The organism is Micromonospora carbonacea (genome assembly GCF_014205165.1).
In the GTDB taxonomy this organism is placed as follows: Bacteria; Actinomycetota; Actinomycetes; order Mycobacteriales; family Micromonosporaceae; genus Micromonospora; species Micromonospora carbonacea.
Genome location: NZ_JACHMZ010000001.1, coordinates 1,842,705 through 1,858,355 on the forward strand (window position 1 = coordinate 1,842,705; position 15,651 = coordinate 1,858,355).

Here is a 15,651-nt window from a genome sequence, read left to right on the forward strand (position 1 = left end):
CTTGCACATGTCCGGACTGCTGGCCGGTAAGCGGCTGCTGGTCACCGGCGTCATCACCGACGCCTCGATCGCCTTCTCCGTGGCGAAGATCGCCCAGGAGAACGGCGCGCAGGTCGTGCTCACCGGCTTCGGCCGGCTCTCCCTGGTCGAGCGGATCGCCCGGCGCCTGCCCGAGCCGGCCCCGGTGATCGAGCTGGACGTGACCAACCCCGAGCACCTCGCCGGCCTCGCCGACAAGGTCCGGGAGCACGTCGACGGCCTCGACGGGGTGGTGCACTCGATCGGGTTCGCGCCGCAGAGCTGCCTCGGCGGCGGCTTCCTCGACGCGCCGTGGGAGGACGTGGCCACCGCCCTGCACGTCTCGACGTACTCCTACAAGTCGCTGGCCATGGCGGCGCTGCCGCTGATGTCCCCGGGCGGCGCGGTGGTCGGGCTCACCTTCGACGCCACCAAGGCGTGGCCGGTCTACGACTGGATGGGCGTGGCCAAGGCCGGGCTGGAGTCGGCGTCGCGCTACCTGGCGCTGCACCTGGGCAAGCAGGGCATCCGCAGCAACCTGGTCGCCGCCGGGCCGCTGCGCACCATGGCCGCGAAGTCGATCCCCGGCTTCGTCCAGTTCGAGGACGCCTGGTCCGAGCGGGCGCCGCTGGGCTGGGACCTCACCGACCAGGCGCCGGCGGCGCGCGCCTGCCTGGCGCTGCTGTCGGACTGGTTCCCGGCGACCACCGGCGAGATCGTCCACGTCGACGGCGGCTACCACGCCCTCGGCGCCGCCTGAGGCGCAAGGAAGGGCCCCCTGTTAACGCATTCGGTATAGCAGGGGTCCCTTCTTAACGCCGGAGACCGGGCCGGGACCAGGGGCCGTCGCCGGGCCGTCGCCGGGCGCGGGGAAGAATGGGCCCATGGCGTACGACGCGTTGGTGCTGGTCTCCTTCGGTGGCCCCGAGCGGCCCGAGGACGTGCTGCCCTTCCTCCAGAACGTGACGCGGGGCCGGGGCGTGCCCCCGGAGCGGCTGGCGGAGGTCGCCGAGCACTACCTGCACTTCGGCGGGGTATCCCCGATCAACCAGCAGTGCCGGGACCTGCTCGCGGCGATCCGGGCGGACTTCGCCGCGCACGGCGTCGACCTGCCCGTCTACTGGGGCAACCGCAACTGGGATCCGATGCTCGCCGACACCGTGGCGCGGATGCGCGACGACGGCGTCACCCGGGCCCTGGCGTTCGTGACCAGCGCGTACGGCGGCTACTCGTCCTGCCGGCAATACCAGGAGGACATCGCCGCCGCCCGGGCCGCCGTCGGCCCCGACGCCCCGGTGATCGAGAAGCTGCGCCAGTTCTGGGACCATCCCGGCTTCGTCGAGCCGCACGCCGACGCGGTGCGCGCGGCGCTGGGCCAGCTCGACCCGGCGAAGCGGGCCACCACCCGGCTGGTGTTCACCGCCCACTCGATCCCCACCGCGGCGGCCGCGAACGCCGGCCCGCACGGCGGCCGGTACGAGGCGCAACTCGCCGAGACCGCCCGCCTGGTGCACGCGTCCGCCGCGCCCGACCTGCCGTACGACCTGGTGTGGCAGAGCCGGTCGGGCCCGCCGCACGTGCCGTGGCTGGAGCCGGACGTCAACGACCACCTCGCCGCCCTCGCCGAGGCCGGGACGACCGGCGTGGTGGTGAGCCCGGTCGGGTTCGTCTCGGACCACCTGGAGGTGGTCTGGGACCTCGACACCGAGGCGCTGGAGACCGCCAAGCGGCTCGGGCTGGAGTTCGCCCGGGCCGGCACCCCGGGCACCGACCCGCGCTTCGTGGCGATGGTGCGCGAGCTGGTCGCCGAGCGCACGGAGCCCGGCGGCGAGCGGCTGCGCCGCCGCCTCGGCGCGCTGCCGCTGTGGGACACCTGCCCCACGGTGTGCTGCGTGCCGGCGCGCCGCCCCTGACCCCGGGTCCGCCCGGTCCTGCCCCGCCACCCGACACACCCCCTGGGACGACGAGATGCACGAACGCAAGCCGGTGCAGAGCTGGCTGACAGACATGGACGGCGTGCTGGTGCACGAGGGCCAGCCGGTGCCCGGCGCGCCGGAGTTCATCAACAAGCTGCGCTCCTCCGGCAAGCCGTTCCTGATCCTGACCAACAACTCGATCTACACGCCGCGCGACCTCCAGGCCCGGCTGACCCGGATGGGCTTCGAGGTGCCCGAGCACGCGCTGTGGACGGCGGCGCTGGCCACCGCCCAGTTCCTCGCCGACCAGCGGCCGGGCGGCACCGCGTACGCGATCGGGGAGGCCGGGCTGACCACCGCCCTGCACGCCGTCGGGTACGTGCTGACCGACTTCGCCCCGGACTACGTGGTGCTGGGCGAGACCCGCACGTACAGCTTCGAGGCGATCACCAAGGCGGTCCGCCTGATCAACGACGGGGCCCGGTTCATCTGCACCAACCCGGACGTGACCGGCCCGTCGGTGGAGGGGGCGCTGCCGGCGGCCGGCTCGGTCGCGGCGATGATCTCGAAGGCGACCGGGGTCGAGCCGTACTTCGTCGGCAAGCCGAACCCGATGATGATGCGGTCGGCGCTGAACACCATCAACGCCCACTCCGAGTCGACCGCGATGATCGGCGACCGGATGGACACCGACGTCCTGTGCGGCCTGGAGGCGGGGCTGGAGACGATCCTCGTGCTGACCGGGATCAGCACCCGCACGGAGGCCGAGCGGTACCCGTACCGGCCGTCGCGGATCGTCGGCTCGGTGGCGGACCTGATGGACGAGATCTGACCCCACCCGGGGGCCCGGCGGTCAGGGGCGCAGCGGGGCGTTGCAGGCGGCGACGAGGGCCTGCCGGCAGGCGGTGGTGAGCGGGCGCAGCGCCGCGTCGCGCTGCTGGGCCTCGTGGTTGTTGACCGCGCCGCCGGGCGCGCTGTGCCCGGCCAGCGCCAGCACCCGGTCGAGCACGGCGGCGCGGGCGAACAGCCGGCGCGCCCGCGGGTCGAAGCCCGGCGGCAGGTCGGTGGTGCCGTCGGGGCGGCGCAGCGCCTCCAGCGCCCCGGCCAGCTCGGGCCGCCACTGGGCGACGTCGAGCCGGGTCAGCGCGGCGGTGGTCTCGGCGAGCGCGGTGGCCAGCTCGGCCTCGGCCTCGGCGGCGCCGGGCGAGCCGAGCGAGGCGGCGGGGGCGTCGGCGGGCAGCGGATAGCACCGCCACAGCACCGTCTCCCACGTCATCCCCGAGCCGGAGGTGTGCGTGCGGACCTCCGGGATCACCCCGATCGGCCCGGCGACGACCGCCTCGCCGGCGAGCAGCGCGGCGCCGCTGAACTCGCCCGGCCCGGGCAGCCCCCGGGGGTCGCCCGGCACGGGCAGCACCAGCCGGATCTCGTCCGGCGAGAGCTTCGCCAGGGTGGGCAGCGCGTCGCGCAGCGGGACGTCGGTCCAGGTGCCGGGGGCGTCGGCGACGAGGTGCTCCTCGTCGCCGGCGATCTCCTCGGCGACCTCGTCGTACGGCACGAGCCCGGCGCGCCACGCGCGTATCCAGGCAACGAACCGGCTCGACCGGCGCGGCGCGACCTTGACCGCGCCCGTTGCGGGGGAGGACATGCAAGAGAGGGTACGTGGTGCGCACCGTCCGTGTCTCGACTGCCGCTCGCCCGGCGTCGGCTGGCCCCGCCTACCCCCTACCGCCCGACCCGTCCTGCCGCCGTCGGGTCCGTCCGGTTCCGCTGCCCACCGCCATGGTCGGCGCGCCCCGCTGCATGATCGGCGCGGCTGCCGCGCCGCCGGGCGCGGCGGGGGCTAGCGTGGCGGGCATGGTGGGGCGCTACGGCGAGGACGTGTTGGCGGGCGACTGGCGGCGGCGCAGGGTCGTCCCCGAGGTGGACGCGGAGGCCGACCTCGTGGTCGAGGACGCGGACTCCGGGTTCTGCGGCGCGGTGGTCGGCTTCGAGTCCGGCGCGGTGGTGCTGGAGGACCGGCACGGCCGGCGGCGCAACTTCCCGCTGCTGCCGGCCGCGTTCCTGCTCGACGGGCAGCCGGTGACGCTGCGCCGCCCGGCCCGGTCGCCGGTGCCGGCCGCCCGGCGGCGCACCGCGTCGGGCTCGGTCGCCGTCGACGGCGTGCGGGCGCAGGTCGCCAAGGCCAGCCGGATCTGGGTCGAGGGCGTGCACGACGCCGCCCTGGTGGAGCGGATCTGGGGCGACGACCTGCGGATCGAGGGCGTGGTGGTGGAGCCGCTGGACGGCATCGACGACCTGGGGTCGCGGGTCCGCGACTTCGGGCCGGGGCCCACCCGGCGGCTCGGGGTGCTCGTCGACCACCTGGTGCCCGGCTCCAAGGAGAGCCGGATCGTGGCCCGGGTGACGTCCGCGCACGTGCTGGTCACCGGGCACCCCTACGTCGACGTGTGGCAGGCGGTGAAGCCGGCCGCGCTGGGCATCGCGGCGTGGCCGGTGGTGCCGCCGGGGCGGCCGTGGAAGGAGGGCGTCTGCGCCGCCCTCGGGGTGGCGTCGCCGGCCGAGATGTGGCGGCGCGTCCTGTCCCGGGTGGACAGCTTCGCCGACGTGGAGACCCCGCTGATCAACGCGATGGAACGCCTGATCGACTTCGTCACCGAACCGTCGGCCTGAGGCCGGGCCACCGGCCCCTCGGCCTGAGCCCGCCCGTCGGCCGGGGCGGGCCCGGGCCGGTGCGCCGGGTCAGGGCTCCTCGTCGGGGGTGCGGGTGAGCAGGAACGTGGCCACGTCGAGGGCGACCGGCCGGCCCGCGTCGTCGCGGACCACGGTGAGCAGCTCGCCGTCCTGCTCCCCCGAGCGGCCCCGCCAGCGGTCCGGCCCGTCCGGAGTGAACCGCAGCACCGGCTCGTTCTCCGGCGGGCTGGCCCACAGGTCACCGGTGGCCGGGTCGGCGCGGAACTCGAACTCCCCGCCCATCCACCACCAGCGGCCGGTCAGCTCCGCCACGTCGGCCGGGGGCGGGGCGTCGGCCGGCAGCCACGGCGCGACGGGCTCGGGCAGCGCGTCCAGCACGGTGCCGAGCACCTCCCGGGCGAGCGCGCCGAGGTGGCCGACGCGCAGCCCGTACGAGTTGGCGAAGCCGACCACGGCGGTGCGGGCGGGCCGGTGCACGGCGAGCGTGGCGACGTAGCCGGGCATGGAGCCGCCGTGCCCGACGTGCACCCGCTCGCCCACCCGGTACAGCTCCAGCCCGAGGCCGTGCCCGCTGGTCCAGCCCTGCGGGTCGCTCATCGTCACCGTCGCGCACATCTCGGTCAGCGTGTCCGGGTGCAGCAGCGTCGGGTCGGGGTCGGCCAGGAACGCCGCCCAGCGGCCGAGGTCGGTGACGGTGGACCAGAGCTGCCCGGCCGGCGCCATCGCCCCGGTGTCGGTGCGCGGCTCCTCGCGCAGCGTGTCGTGCCACGGGTGCACCACGTACCCCCGGGCGAACGGCTCGACGGGGTCGTAGGTGGTGCGGGTCATGCCCAGCGGCTCCAGCAGCCGCTGCCGCAGCAGGTCGCGCCAGGGCGTGCCGGTGACCGCCTCCAGCGCGCCGCCGAGCAGCCCGTACGCCAGGTTGGAGTAGTGGTAGACCCGGTGCGGCGGGTACGCGATCTTGTGCCCGTCCACCCCGGCCAGCACGGCCGCCAGGTCGCCGACGTCGACCCGTTCCCACCATGCCCCGTCGGGCTCGCGTTGCAGGCCGCTGGCGTGGCCGAGGAGCTGGCGCAGGGTGAGCCGGCCGACGCCGGTGCCCGGCAGGTGCCGCTCCAGGGGGTCGTCGAGGGCGAGCGCGCCGGCGTCGCGCTGCTGCATGATCAGCACGGCGGTCATGGTCTTGGTGATCGAGCCGAGCCGGTACTGCCGGTCGGCGTCGGGGCGGGGCCGCTCCCCGGCGGCGGCGAGGTGGGCCAGTTCGCCGTCGCGCACCACGCCGAGCACGAGCGAGGGGGCGCGCCCCTCGGACTGGGCGCGGGCGACCCGGGCGTCGACGCGGCGGGCGGTCTCCGGTGGCAGCGACACGTGTTCCTCCAGCTCTCGGGGTGGTTCCGCCGGGGCCTCGCGGGGGTGGTCCCGCCGAGCCTACTGATCTTGCCGAGGGGCCGCGCGTGCTTTGACGTGTCACCCTTGGGGGGTGGACGCGGTGTTCTGGGTCGTACTGGGCGTGGTGTTGGCGGTCGCCGAGATCTTCACGACGACGCTGTTTCTGATCATGTTCGCGGTCGGCGCGTTCGCCGCCGCGGGCGCGGCGGCCCTGGGCGCCCCGACCGCCGTGCAGGCTGTGGTCTTCGCGGTGGTGTCCGCGCTCACGGTGGCCGTGGCGCGGCCGGCGATCCGCCGGCACGCCCGCTCCACGTCCGACGGCGTCGAGCCGATCGGCCTGGCGGCGATCGAGGGCTCCACCGCGCTGGTGCTCGAACAGGTCGACACCGAGCAGGGCCTCGTCAAGATCGACGGCGAGCTGTGGAGCGCCCGGTCGTACGACGCGACGCAGAGCTTCGCCCCCGGCCGGCGGGTACGGGTGATCAAGGTCCAGGGCGCGACGGCCCTGGTGTGGGATGACGACGTTTCCACCTCGGGCGAGCTGCCCGAAGCGAGAGGGTGAAGGGTATGGAGTTTGTGTCGGTGCTGTTGATCGCCGTGGCGTTGATCGCCATGGTGACCCTGATCAAGGCGGTGCGGATCGTGCCGCAGCAGCGCCAGGACGTGGTGGAGCGGCTCGGCAGGTACAAGCGCACCCTCAACCCGGGTCTGAACCTGCTGGTGCCGTTCATCGACGCCGTGCGCACCAAGGTCGACATGCGGGAGCAGGTGGTCAGCTTCCCGCCGCAGCCGGTGATCACCTCCGACAACCTGGTGGTCTCGATCGACACGGTGCTCTACTTCAAGGTCGTCGACTCGGTCCGGGCCACGTACGAGATCTCGAACTTCCTCCAGGCCATCGAGCAGCTCACCGTCACCACGCTGCGTAACGTGATCGGCTCGCTGGACCTGGAGCGGGCGCTGACCAGCCGGGAGGAGATCAACCGGCACCTGTCGGGCGTGCTGGACGAGACGACCGGCCGGTGGGGCATCAAGGTCACCCGGGTGGAGATCAAGGCGATCGAGCCGCCGCCGAGCATCCGCGACTCGATGGAGAAGCAGATGCGCGCCGAGCGGGACCGCCGGGCGGCGATCCTGAACGCCGAGGGGCACAAGCAGTCGCAGATCCTCACGGCCGAGGGCGAGAAGCAGGCGGCGGTCCTGCGCGCCGACGGTGACCGGCAGGCCCGCATCCTCCAGGCGGAGGGCCAGGCGAAGGCGATCCGCACGGTCTTCGACGCGATCCACCAGGCCAACCCGAGCCAGAAGGTGCTCGCCTACCAATACCTCCAGGCCCTCCCGCAGATCGCCAACGGCACGGCGAACAAGGTCTGGATCGTCCCGGCCGAGCTGACCAAGGCCCTGGAGGGGATGGGCGGCGCGCTGGGCGGGCTGAGCCAGATGGTCGGCGACGCGCCGTCACCGGAGGCCGCCGACGGGGCGAGCGCCGTGGAGCGCGAGGCCGCCGAGGCCGCGCAGGCGGCGGCCGCCGCCGCCCGGCAGATCCACGACGAGGTACGCGTCGCCGAGGCGCAGGCCACCGGCGGCACCGCCCCGCAGGGCCTGCCGGCCCCGGAGCCGGTCTCCCCGGCCAGCCTGCTGACCGACCCGGCCGACCAGCGCGAGCGGGGCTGACCTCCGGCGGTCGCCGCGCCCACCCGGCGGGCGAAAAGCGAATAATCCTCATGCGGCGCTCCGGTGCCTGACACGATCGGTCCGACAGGACGGGTCGTGACCAGGACCGGGGCGCCGCGGCGCGTCCCGCCCCGCCGACGAGCGCAGCGAGGTGTCGCATGAAGGATCCGCTGGACAAGTTCCTCTCCCCGCCGCCGGTGCCCGGCGCGCACGATCCCGCCGGCCCGCTCGGCACCCGCCGCACCGGCGGCGGGTTCGGCGTGCTGCCGTTCGTCACCGAGCCGGGACCGGCCGCCCCCGCCACCAACGCCACCTGGGCCTGGTCGCTGCGCCGCTTCGGTCGCGCGTCGGTCTGGCTCCTGCCGGCGTACGCGCTGCTCTACGGCGCCGTCGCGCTGGCCAGCGACGGCGGCGTCGGCAACGACCCGTACCCGGCCGACGGGGGGCAGCTCTACCTCGTCGGCTGGGTCGCCGCCGTCTGGCTCGGCCTGCTGGCCCTGCTGGCCCTGACCGGGCTGCTCGCCGCCACCCGCAGCCGCCGGGTGGCCGCCGTGGGCCTGCTGGCCAGCATCGCCGGCATCGTGCTCATGCTGCCCTTCGCCGGGCTGGCCGAGCAGGCCCCCGTCTTCGGCACCACCGCCCGCACCCTGGTCCTGGTCGGGGCCACCTGCTACACGGTCGGGTGGTTCCTCACCGGGTGGGCGGTGGCCCGCTCGGGCATGTTCAGCCTCGGCGACGGCACGATGATGATGATCGCCGCCCCGCTGCTGGGCATCGGCGGCGCGCTGGTCGGCTCGGTGCAGACCTTCGGGGCGGTCTTCGTGCTGGTCGCGGGGATCGGGATCGGCTACCGGTCCGGCCGCCTCGTGCCCGCCGCCATCGCCCGGGACGCGGCCAGCGCCAGCGTCGCGACCGCCACCGGCCCGGCCGGCGGCCCGGCCCCCGGCGCCGGGTCGGCCGGCGGCCCGCTCGCCGCCGGCTGACCGGTCGTCGGCTGCCGGGCTAGCGCCAGCTCCACCGCTGGTTGTCGGCGGAGCCGCAGGTCCACAGGACGATCTTCGTGCCGTTGGCCGTGGCGGCTCCCGACGCGTCGACGCACAGGCCGGACTGCGCGCCCCGGATCGTCCCGTCGGCGTTGACGGTCCACTGCTGGTTGGCCTGGCCGTTGCAGTCCCAGATCACCACCCGCGTGCCGTTGGCGGTGCCCGCGTTGTACGCGTCCAGGCACTTGTTGCCGTAGACCCTGAGCTGCCGGGCGGAGGTGTACGTCCAGGTCTGGTTGCTCGCGCCGGTGCAGTCCCACAGCTGGGCCTGGGTGCCGTTGGTGGTGGCGAAGTTGTTGACGTCCAGGCAGCGGCCGGACTGCCGGCCGACCAGCCCCCCGGTGCGGGTACCGCCGCCGGTGTCCTCGGTGCCGCTGACGACGAGCAGGACGGCCTCGCGGGCGGGGACGCTCGTGGCGTAGCTGGTCGTCCGGGAGCCCAGGTCGGTGGCGGTCCACACGTTGCGTACGCTCGCGGTGCCGCCCAGCCCGAGGTCGGCGAAGCGGGCCGTGACGGTGGCGGCCGACCCGGTGCGGTTGAGCAGCAGGACCGCCCGCCGGCCGCTGGTCGCGAGCACCTTGCTGTAGACCTGGAGCCCGGCGGAGTCCTCGGCGACCTTGACGCCCTGCCGGCTCAGCGGGTCCTGGTCGATGGCGATGACCTCGCGGTTGCCGAGGATGGCCCGGGTCTCGGCGGACATGGTGGCCAGGTTGTTGCCGGCGAGCAGCGGGGCGCCGGAGATCGCCCACAGGCCGAGGTGGGTGCGGTTCTGGGCCGCGTTGAACCCCGGCATCCCGGCGATCAGCATGTCCGGGTCGTTGTAGTGGCCGACGCTCTGGGCGGCGGGGTGCTGGGCGGAGTCGAAGTTGGCCAGCACGCGGTCCATGGACGCCTGCTGCCCGTAGTAGATGATGTCCCCGCTGGTGCGCCACATGGTGGACATGCCGGGCGCCCAGTCCCAGGGGCTCTGCACGCCCCAGTTGCAGACCGACAGCACCATCGGGCGGCCGGTCTGCGCGGTGGCGCGGGCGATGGAGTCGCTGATGGCCTGGTAGGTGGTCCGGGGGTTGAGCCCCTCGGCGGAGCCGCCGCACCAGTCGACCTTGACGAAGTCGAAGCCCCACTGGGAGAACGCGAGGAAGTCCTGGTCGTAGTGCCCCTCGCTGCCGGAGCCGGGGGCGGCCGGTCGGCCGGTCGGGTAGTAGTAGCCGCAGCCGTCGCGGCCGGCGTCGGTGTAGATGCCCGCCTTCAGGCCCTTGCTGTGGATGTAGTCGGCGATGGCCTTCATCCCGCCGGGCCACTCGGTGGTGTCGACGGTGATGTTGCCGGCGGCGTCCCGGGTGCCCTGCCACCAGCCCTCGTCGATGTTGACGTACTCGTAGCCGGCGTCCTTGAGGCCGCTGGAGACGAGGCTGTCGACCTGCGTCTTGATCACGTTGTAGTCGATCTTCGCGGCGAAGGTGTTCCACGACGCCCAGCCCATCGGCGGCTTGGTGACCACCTGGTTCGCGGCGGTCGCCGTCGGCGTCTCGTCCGCGGCCTCCGCCGACGTCGTGCCCGCCGCGGCGACCTCCGCCGGGGCTGCGGTGGCGGGCGCGCCCGCCCCGGCCGCGCCCGCGAGCGCCGCGACCAACGCGAGGGCCACGGCCGTCGCGCCGCGCCTGACCGGTGCCGTGCCGGCCGGCCCTGGAGCTGCTCTCATCTGGCCTTCCCTTCCGTTTCGGGGAGGTTGCTGCGCTCACCTGCCGGCAACCCGATTCATTGTTAGCGCTAACATTGTCGGAAGTCAATCTGTCGAGCCGCTCGGGCCGGAGTCGGACAGGGGCGTCGAGCAGGGGCGATGCGCGCCCAGAACGCCGGCGTCCGCCGGTGAAATAGCCGACAACCCGCCGCCGGGGGTGGTCGGATCGCGGCTTTCGTGGCAACCCTTGGCTGCATGCCGCCACCCCGGTCGCCGCTGTCGCGGCTGTTCACCGTGCTGCTCGCCGGACTGCTCGCCGGCCTCGCGCTGGCCGCCGCCGCGCTGCCGGCCAACCTGCTGCTCGGCTACGCCGCCACGTCGGCCGTCGGGTCCTACGCGGCACTGCCCGAGGCGCTGCGCACCCCGACCACCCCGCAGCGGTCGTACCTGTACGCCAACGACGGCAAGACGCTGATCACCACGTTCTACGACGTCAACCGCACCGACGTGCCGCTGGCCGAGATCGCCCCGGTGATGCGCGAGGCCATCGTCGCCGCCGAGGACCGGCGCTTCTACTCCCACGGCGGCACCGACCTGCGCGGCATCGCCCGCGCCCTGGTCGCCAACGTCACCGGCGGCGGCACCGAGCAGGGCGGCTCCACGCTGACCATGCAGTACGTGCGCAACGTGCTCAAGACCGACCCGGACCGCACCGCCGAGGAGCGGGCCGCGGCCACCGAGCAGACCGTCGGGCGCAAGCTCCAGGAGATCCGGTACGCCACGGCGCTGGAGCAGCGGCTCAGCAAGGACGAGATCCTCAACCGCTACCTCAACATCGCCTACTTCGGCTCCGGCGCGTACGGCATCGCGGCGGCCAGCCAGCGCTACTTCGCCAAGTCCCCGGCCGAGCTGACCCTGCCCGAGGCGGCCCTGCTCGCCGGCCTGGTGCAGTCGCCCGACGCGTACAGCCCGATCGACGGCGACGCCGACGCGGCCCTGTCCCGGCGGGCGTACGTGCTCGACGCGATGGCCGCGACCGGCAAGATCACCGCCGGGCAGGCCGCCGCCGCGCAGGCCGAGGAGTTGACCCTGCGCCCCACCCAGCAGCCCAACGGCTGCACCGCCGTCGCCGAGGGCCACGACGACTGGGGCTTCTTCTGCGACTACCTGCGCCAGTGGTGGCTCACCCAGCCCGCGTTCGGCGAGACCGTCGCCGAGCGGGAGCAGGCGCTGCGCCGGGGCGGCTACACCGTCGTCACCTCCCTGGACCCGAAACTCCAGCAGACCGCGCAGCAGCAGGCCACGGCCGTCTACGGGTACGACGACAAGCGGGCCCTGCCCATCGCGGCCGTGCAGCCCGGCACCGGCCGGGTGCTCGCCATGGCCGTCAACCGGCACTACAGCCTCGACGCCAACCCCGACGGGCAGACCAACCACCCCAACACCGTCAACCCGCTGATCTCCGGCGGCGGCAGCGTCGACGGGTACCAGGCGGGGTCGACGTTCAAGCTGTTCACCATGCTCGCCGCGCTGGAGAACGGCAGGCAGCTCGCCACCGGCTTCGACGCGCCCAGCCGGCTGCCCACCCGGTACGCCGCCGAGGGGGAGGCCAGCTGCGGCGGGAAGTGGTGCCCCGCCAACGCCAACCCGCAGTGGATGGACGGCTACCGCACCATGTGGGACGGCTTCGGCCGCTCGGTGAACACGTACTTCGTGTGGCTGTCGGAGCAGGTCGGCCCCGCGAAGGTGGTGGAGATGGCCCAGCGCCTCGGCATCACCTTCCGCGCCGAGGCCGACGCCGCGTTCGCCCGCGACGACGCCGCCGACTGGGGGTCGTTCACCCTCGGCGTGGCCGCCACCACCCCCCTCGACCTCGCCAACGCCTACGCCACCGTGGCCGCCGAGGGGACGTACTGCACGCCGTTGCCCGTGGTGTCGGTGACCGCCGCCGACGGCGACCGGGTCGACGTCGGCGAGCCGTCCTGCCGCCGGGTGCTCGACGCCGACGTGGCCCGCGCGGCCACCGACGCGGCCCGCTGCCCCGTCGGCCAGCAGAGCACCTACGGCCAGTGCGACGGCGGCACCGCCACCGCCGTGGACACGATCGTCGGGCGTCCCGTCGCCGGCAAGACCGGCAGCTCGGAGCAGGCCGCCACCGAGACGTTCGTCGGCTTCACCCCGCAGGTCGCCGTCGCCGGCATCGCCGCCAACCCCGACGACCCGGGCGACGCGGTCGGCTCGGCCGTGCAGGCGAAGGTCATCGCCGCGGTGGCCCGGACGATCCGCGCCGCCGTGGACGGCCAGCCGGTGCGCGACTTCACCCCGCCCAGCCGCGAGCTGGCCGGCGAGGTGCGCCGCCCCGCCCCGCAGCCGACGCCCACGCCCAGCCGGCCGGAGACCCCGTCGCCGGACGTGCTGCGCTGGCTCAACCGCGGCCGCGGCTGAGGCGCAAGGAAGGGCCCCTGCTTAACGCATTCGGTAGAGCAGGGGCCCCTTCTTAACAGTCGCCGTGGCGCCGGAGCCGGTGGCTGTGTCAGCCCGGCGCGGCCTGTCCGCCGACCAGCGGCGTGACGGCCCGGTCCAGCGCGGCGGCCACCTCGTCGGGGTCGCCGTCGCCGGGCACCACGACGAACCCGCCGAACTCCGGCAGCGCCCGGTAGGCGGCGTCCAGCGCGCGCAGGTGCGTCAGCTCCTCGGTGTCGATGCCCCGCGCCAGCACCCGCCGCTGCGCGACCTCCGGCGCGACGGCCAGGAAGCAGACCACCGTCGGCGCGGGGAACACCCGGTAGGCCGCGCGCACCGCCCGCCGGCCCCGGTCGCCCCGGGCCCGCATGATCACATGCTGGCAGTACGTCCACCGGTCCAGCACCGCCGTGCGCCCGGTCGCCCACGACCGGAGCAGGGCGCGGGTCATGGCGGCCGCGCGCACCGTCGCCTCGACGACCGGGTAGAGGGTACGGCCGAACAGCGCCACCCCGTCCGGCCGCCCGACCGAGCGGGCCAGCCTGTTCCACAGCGGCCGGCCGCCGGCGTTCTCGAAGTACGTGGCCGGGACCCCCCGCGCGGTCAGCCGTCGCGCCAGCGCCCGCGCCTGGGTGGTCTTGCCCGAGCCGTCGACGCCGACGAGCGCGATCAGCACCGGGCGTCCCATGCCCCGCCACCCTACCCACGGCCCGCCACCCGCCCCCCGCCCCGCCCGGCGGCCCCGGCCGCCCGGGCGTGCAAGAAGGGGACCCTTCTCTACCGGATGCGTTAAGCAGGGGCCCTTCCTTTCACCGCAGGCGGGGGCGCCAGGTGGAGACGGCGGCGGGCAGGCCGCGCCGGACGATGCCCGCCCGGTCGGGGTCGCGCAGCACCGCCGCCGCCGTCTTGCGCGCCTGCGCGGCGGTGAAGTGCGGCGGCAGCATCAGCTCGGCCGGGTCCACCATCGCGTTGATCACCGTCGGGCGGTCGGCGGCCAGGGCGCGCCGCCAGGCGTCCGGCACCTGGTCGGGGGAGTCGACCAGGATGCCGTGCAGGCCGAGCACCTCCGCCCACCGGTGGTACGCCACGTCGGGCAGGTCCTGGCTGGCCGGGAACATCGGGGTGCCCTCGCCGGAGCGCTGCTCCCAGCTCACGAACGCGAGGTCCCGGTTGTTGAGCACCAGCACCACGAACCGGGGGTCCGGCCAGCCCCGCCAGTGCTTCGCCACGGTGATCAGCTCGTTGACGCCGTTCATCTGCATCGCCCCGTCGCCGAGCAGGGCGACCAGCGGCCGGTCCGGGTGGGCGAGCTTCGCGGCGATCCCGTACGGCATGGCCCCGCCCATCGACAGCAGGGTGCCCGAGAGGCTGGCCAGCATCCCGGGGCGCAGCCGCAGGTGCCGGGCGTACCAGGCGGTGCAGGTGCCGCAGTCCACCGCGAGCATGACGTCACCGGGGAGCTGGTCGTCCAGCGCCGCGAACAGCGCCTGCGGGTTCACCGGGTCGGCGGCCTGGCCGGCGATCTCCCGCTGGGCGCGGTGCCAGCCGGCGGTGGCGTCGGCGATGCGCTGCCGCCAGGCGGTCGGGGCGGCGCCGGGGCCCAGCTCGCGCAGCAGCGCCCGCAGGGTGGGGCCGGCGTCGCCGGTGAGGTTGACCTCGGTGGGGTAGCGCAGCCCGAGCCGGCTGCCGTCGACGTCGATCTGCACGCCCCGGGCCTGCCCCTGCGGCGGGTAGAACTCCGAGTACGGCATGTTGCTGCCGACGATCAGCAGCCGGTCGCAGTCGCGCATGAGCTGCCAGCTCGGCCGGGTGCCGAGCAGCCCGATCGCGCCGGTGACCCACGGCTCGCGGTGGTCCACGGCGGTGAAGCCGAGCAGGGCGGTGGCCACCCCCGCGCCGAGTCGGTCGGCGACCTGCCGCACCTCGGCCTCCGCGCCCAGGGCGCCCTGACCGACCAGCATCGCCACCCGCTCGCCGCCGCGCAGCACCTCCGCCGCCCGGCGCACGTCCGTCTCCGGCGGCACGGTCGTGGCGCTGCTCGGCACGGCGGAGGTGTGGTAGTAGCCGTGCGCGTGCGGCGGGTCCGGCACGGCCGGCTCGTCCTGCACGTCGGAGGGGAGCACCAGCGCGGTGACCGTGCGCCGGGCCAGCGCCGTCCGGCAGGCCCGGTCCACCAGGTGCCGCACCTGGGACGGGTCGTCGAGCTGGGCCAGGAACGCCGAGGCGACGTCCTTGTAGAGGGCGAGCAGGTCGACCTCCTGGTAGTAGCCGCCGCCCTCGGCGGTCAGCGCGGTGTGCCCCACCAGGGCCACCACCGGCTGATGGTCGAGCTTCGCGTCGTACAGGCCGTTGAGCAGGTGGATCGCGCCGGGCCCGCTGGTGGCCAGGGCGCAGCCGAGCGGCCCGCCGCCGTACTTGACGTGCGCCGACGCGGCGAAGCCGGCGGTCTCCTCGTGGCGCACCTGGACGAACTCCGCCCGGTCGCCGGCGCGTTGCAGCGCCGAGGTCATGCCGTTGACGCCGTCGCCGGGGTAGCCGAAGTAGCGGCGCACGCCCCACTGGGCCAGCCGGGCCACGATGTGGTCGGCGACGGTGGCGTTCCTGGGCAGCCCGCCGTGCCCGTCCGGTGCCGGCTCGCCGGCCTGGTTCGCACCCATCCGTGGGTCCCTCCGGTCGCGTCCGCTGTCCCGGAGCACCGTTCCCCGTCGTACGCCGGGAAAACGCCGACCGGGCGACCGGCGCTCGGGGCCGGCGGCCCGGTCCGGCAGAATCG

13 protein-coding genes are annotated in these 15,651 nt (G+C 74.8%); 8 read left to right on the plus strand and 5 right to left on the minus strand.

All coding sequences use genetic code 11. From position 1 onward, the window contains the following. Positions 1-7 precede the first annotated feature (7 nt). The 3 genes from fabI to HDA31_RS08315 all read left to right on the plus strand — a co-directional run bounded on the left by fabI (position 8) and on the right by HDA31_RS08315 (position 2,766). Positions 8-778 (plus strand): enoyl-ACP reductase FabI, encoded by a 771-nt coding sequence (gene fabI / locus HDA31_RS08305; RefSeq protein ID WP_074474288.1) that lies wholly within the window; start codon positions 8-10, stop codon positions 776-778. Between the two features lie 124 nt (positions 779-902). Next, positions 903-1,931 carry a ferrochelatase gene (locus HDA31_RS08310; protein WP_178065715.1) on the plus strand — a complete coding sequence of 343 codons (1,029 nt, stop codon included), beginning with the start codon at positions 903-905 and terminating at the stop codon, positions 1,929-1,931. Positions 1,932-1,986: 55 nt separating this feature from the next. Next, on the plus strand, positions 1,987-2,766 hold the full coding sequence (locus tag HDA31_RS08315) for an HAD-IIA family hydrolase (protein WP_074474286.1): 780 nt from the start codon (positions 1,987-1,989) through the stop codon (positions 2,764-2,766). Between the two features lie 21 nt (positions 2,767-2,787). Here HDA31_RS08315 and HDA31_RS08320 read toward each other — a convergent pair whose 3' ends face one another. Continuing rightward, complete coding sequence (locus HDA31_RS08320; RefSeq protein ID WP_178065714.1) at positions 2,788-3,582, minus strand: Rv1486c family protein; 795 nt, start codon at positions 3,580-3,582, stop codon at positions 2,788-2,790. Between the two features lie 209 nt (positions 3,583-3,791). Between HDA31_RS08320 and HDA31_RS08325 the strand changes: the two genes are divergently transcribed. Beyond that, complete coding sequence (locus HDA31_RS08325) at positions 3,792-4,607, plus strand: DUF3097 domain-containing protein (RefSeq protein ID WP_178065713.1); 816 nt, start codon at positions 3,792-3,794, stop codon at positions 4,605-4,607. Between the two features lie 69 nt (positions 4,608-4,676). Here HDA31_RS08325 and HDA31_RS08330 read toward each other — a convergent pair whose 3' ends face one another. Beyond that, entirely contained in the window at positions 4,677-5,996 is a 1,320-nt protein-coding gene (locus tag HDA31_RS08330) for a serine hydrolase domain-containing protein (protein ID WP_178065712.1), read from the minus strand. Between the two features lie 112 nt (positions 5,997-6,108). On the opposite strand from HDA31_RS08330, the gene HDA31_RS08335 reads away from it, so the two are divergent. The 3 genes from HDA31_RS08335 (at position 6,109) to HDA31_RS08345 (ending at position 8,674) form a co-directional block, all read left to right on the plus strand. Beyond that, a complete protein-coding gene (locus HDA31_RS08335; protein WP_178065711.1) occupies positions 6,109-6,579 on the plus strand; it encodes an NfeD family protein in 471 nt (156 codons plus the stop codon). 5 nt (positions 6,580-6,584) lie between these two features. After that, on the plus strand, positions 6,585-7,691 hold the full coding sequence (locus HDA31_RS08340) for an SPFH domain-containing protein (protein ID WP_074474282.1): 1,107 nt from the start codon (positions 6,585-6,587) through the stop codon (positions 7,689-7,691). A 158-nt stretch (positions 7,692-7,849) separates the two neighbouring features. Next, positions 7,850-8,674 carry a hypothetical protein gene (locus tag HDA31_RS08345; protein ID WP_178065710.1) on the plus strand — a complete coding sequence of 275 codons (825 nt, stop codon included), beginning with the start codon at positions 7,850-7,852 and terminating at the stop codon, positions 8,672-8,674. 19 nt (positions 8,675-8,693) lie between these two features. Here the strand turns inward: HDA31_RS08345 and HDA31_RS08350 are convergent, their stop codons facing one another. After that, positions 8,694-10,436, minus strand: a complete 1,743-nt coding sequence (locus HDA31_RS08350) for a glycoside hydrolase family 27 protein (RefSeq protein WP_178065709.1) — start codon at positions 10,434-10,436, stop codon at positions 8,694-8,696. Between the two features lie 234 nt (positions 10,437-10,670). Between HDA31_RS08350 and HDA31_RS08355 the strand changes: the two genes are divergently transcribed. Then, positions 10,671-12,860: a transglycosylase domain-containing protein gene (locus HDA31_RS08355; RefSeq protein ID WP_221486588.1), complete on the plus strand. Its 2,190-nt coding sequence runs from the start codon at positions 10,671-10,673 to the stop codon at positions 12,858-12,860. Positions 12,861-12,948: 88 nt separating this feature from the next. Here the strand turns inward: HDA31_RS08355 and HDA31_RS08360 are convergent, their stop codons facing one another. After that, positions 12,949-13,566, minus strand: coding sequence for a dTMP kinase (locus HDA31_RS08360; protein ID WP_178065707.1), 618 nt, complete (start codon positions 13,564-13,566; stop codon positions 12,949-12,951). A gap of 121 nt (positions 13,567-13,687) precedes the next feature. Then, positions 13,688-15,535 carry a thiamine pyrophosphate-requiring protein gene (locus tag HDA31_RS08365; RefSeq protein ID WP_178065706.1) on the minus strand — a complete coding sequence of 616 codons (1,848 nt, stop codon included), beginning with the start codon at positions 15,533-15,535 and terminating at the stop codon, positions 13,688-13,690. Between the last annotated feature and the right edge of the window lie 116 nt (positions 15,536-15,651).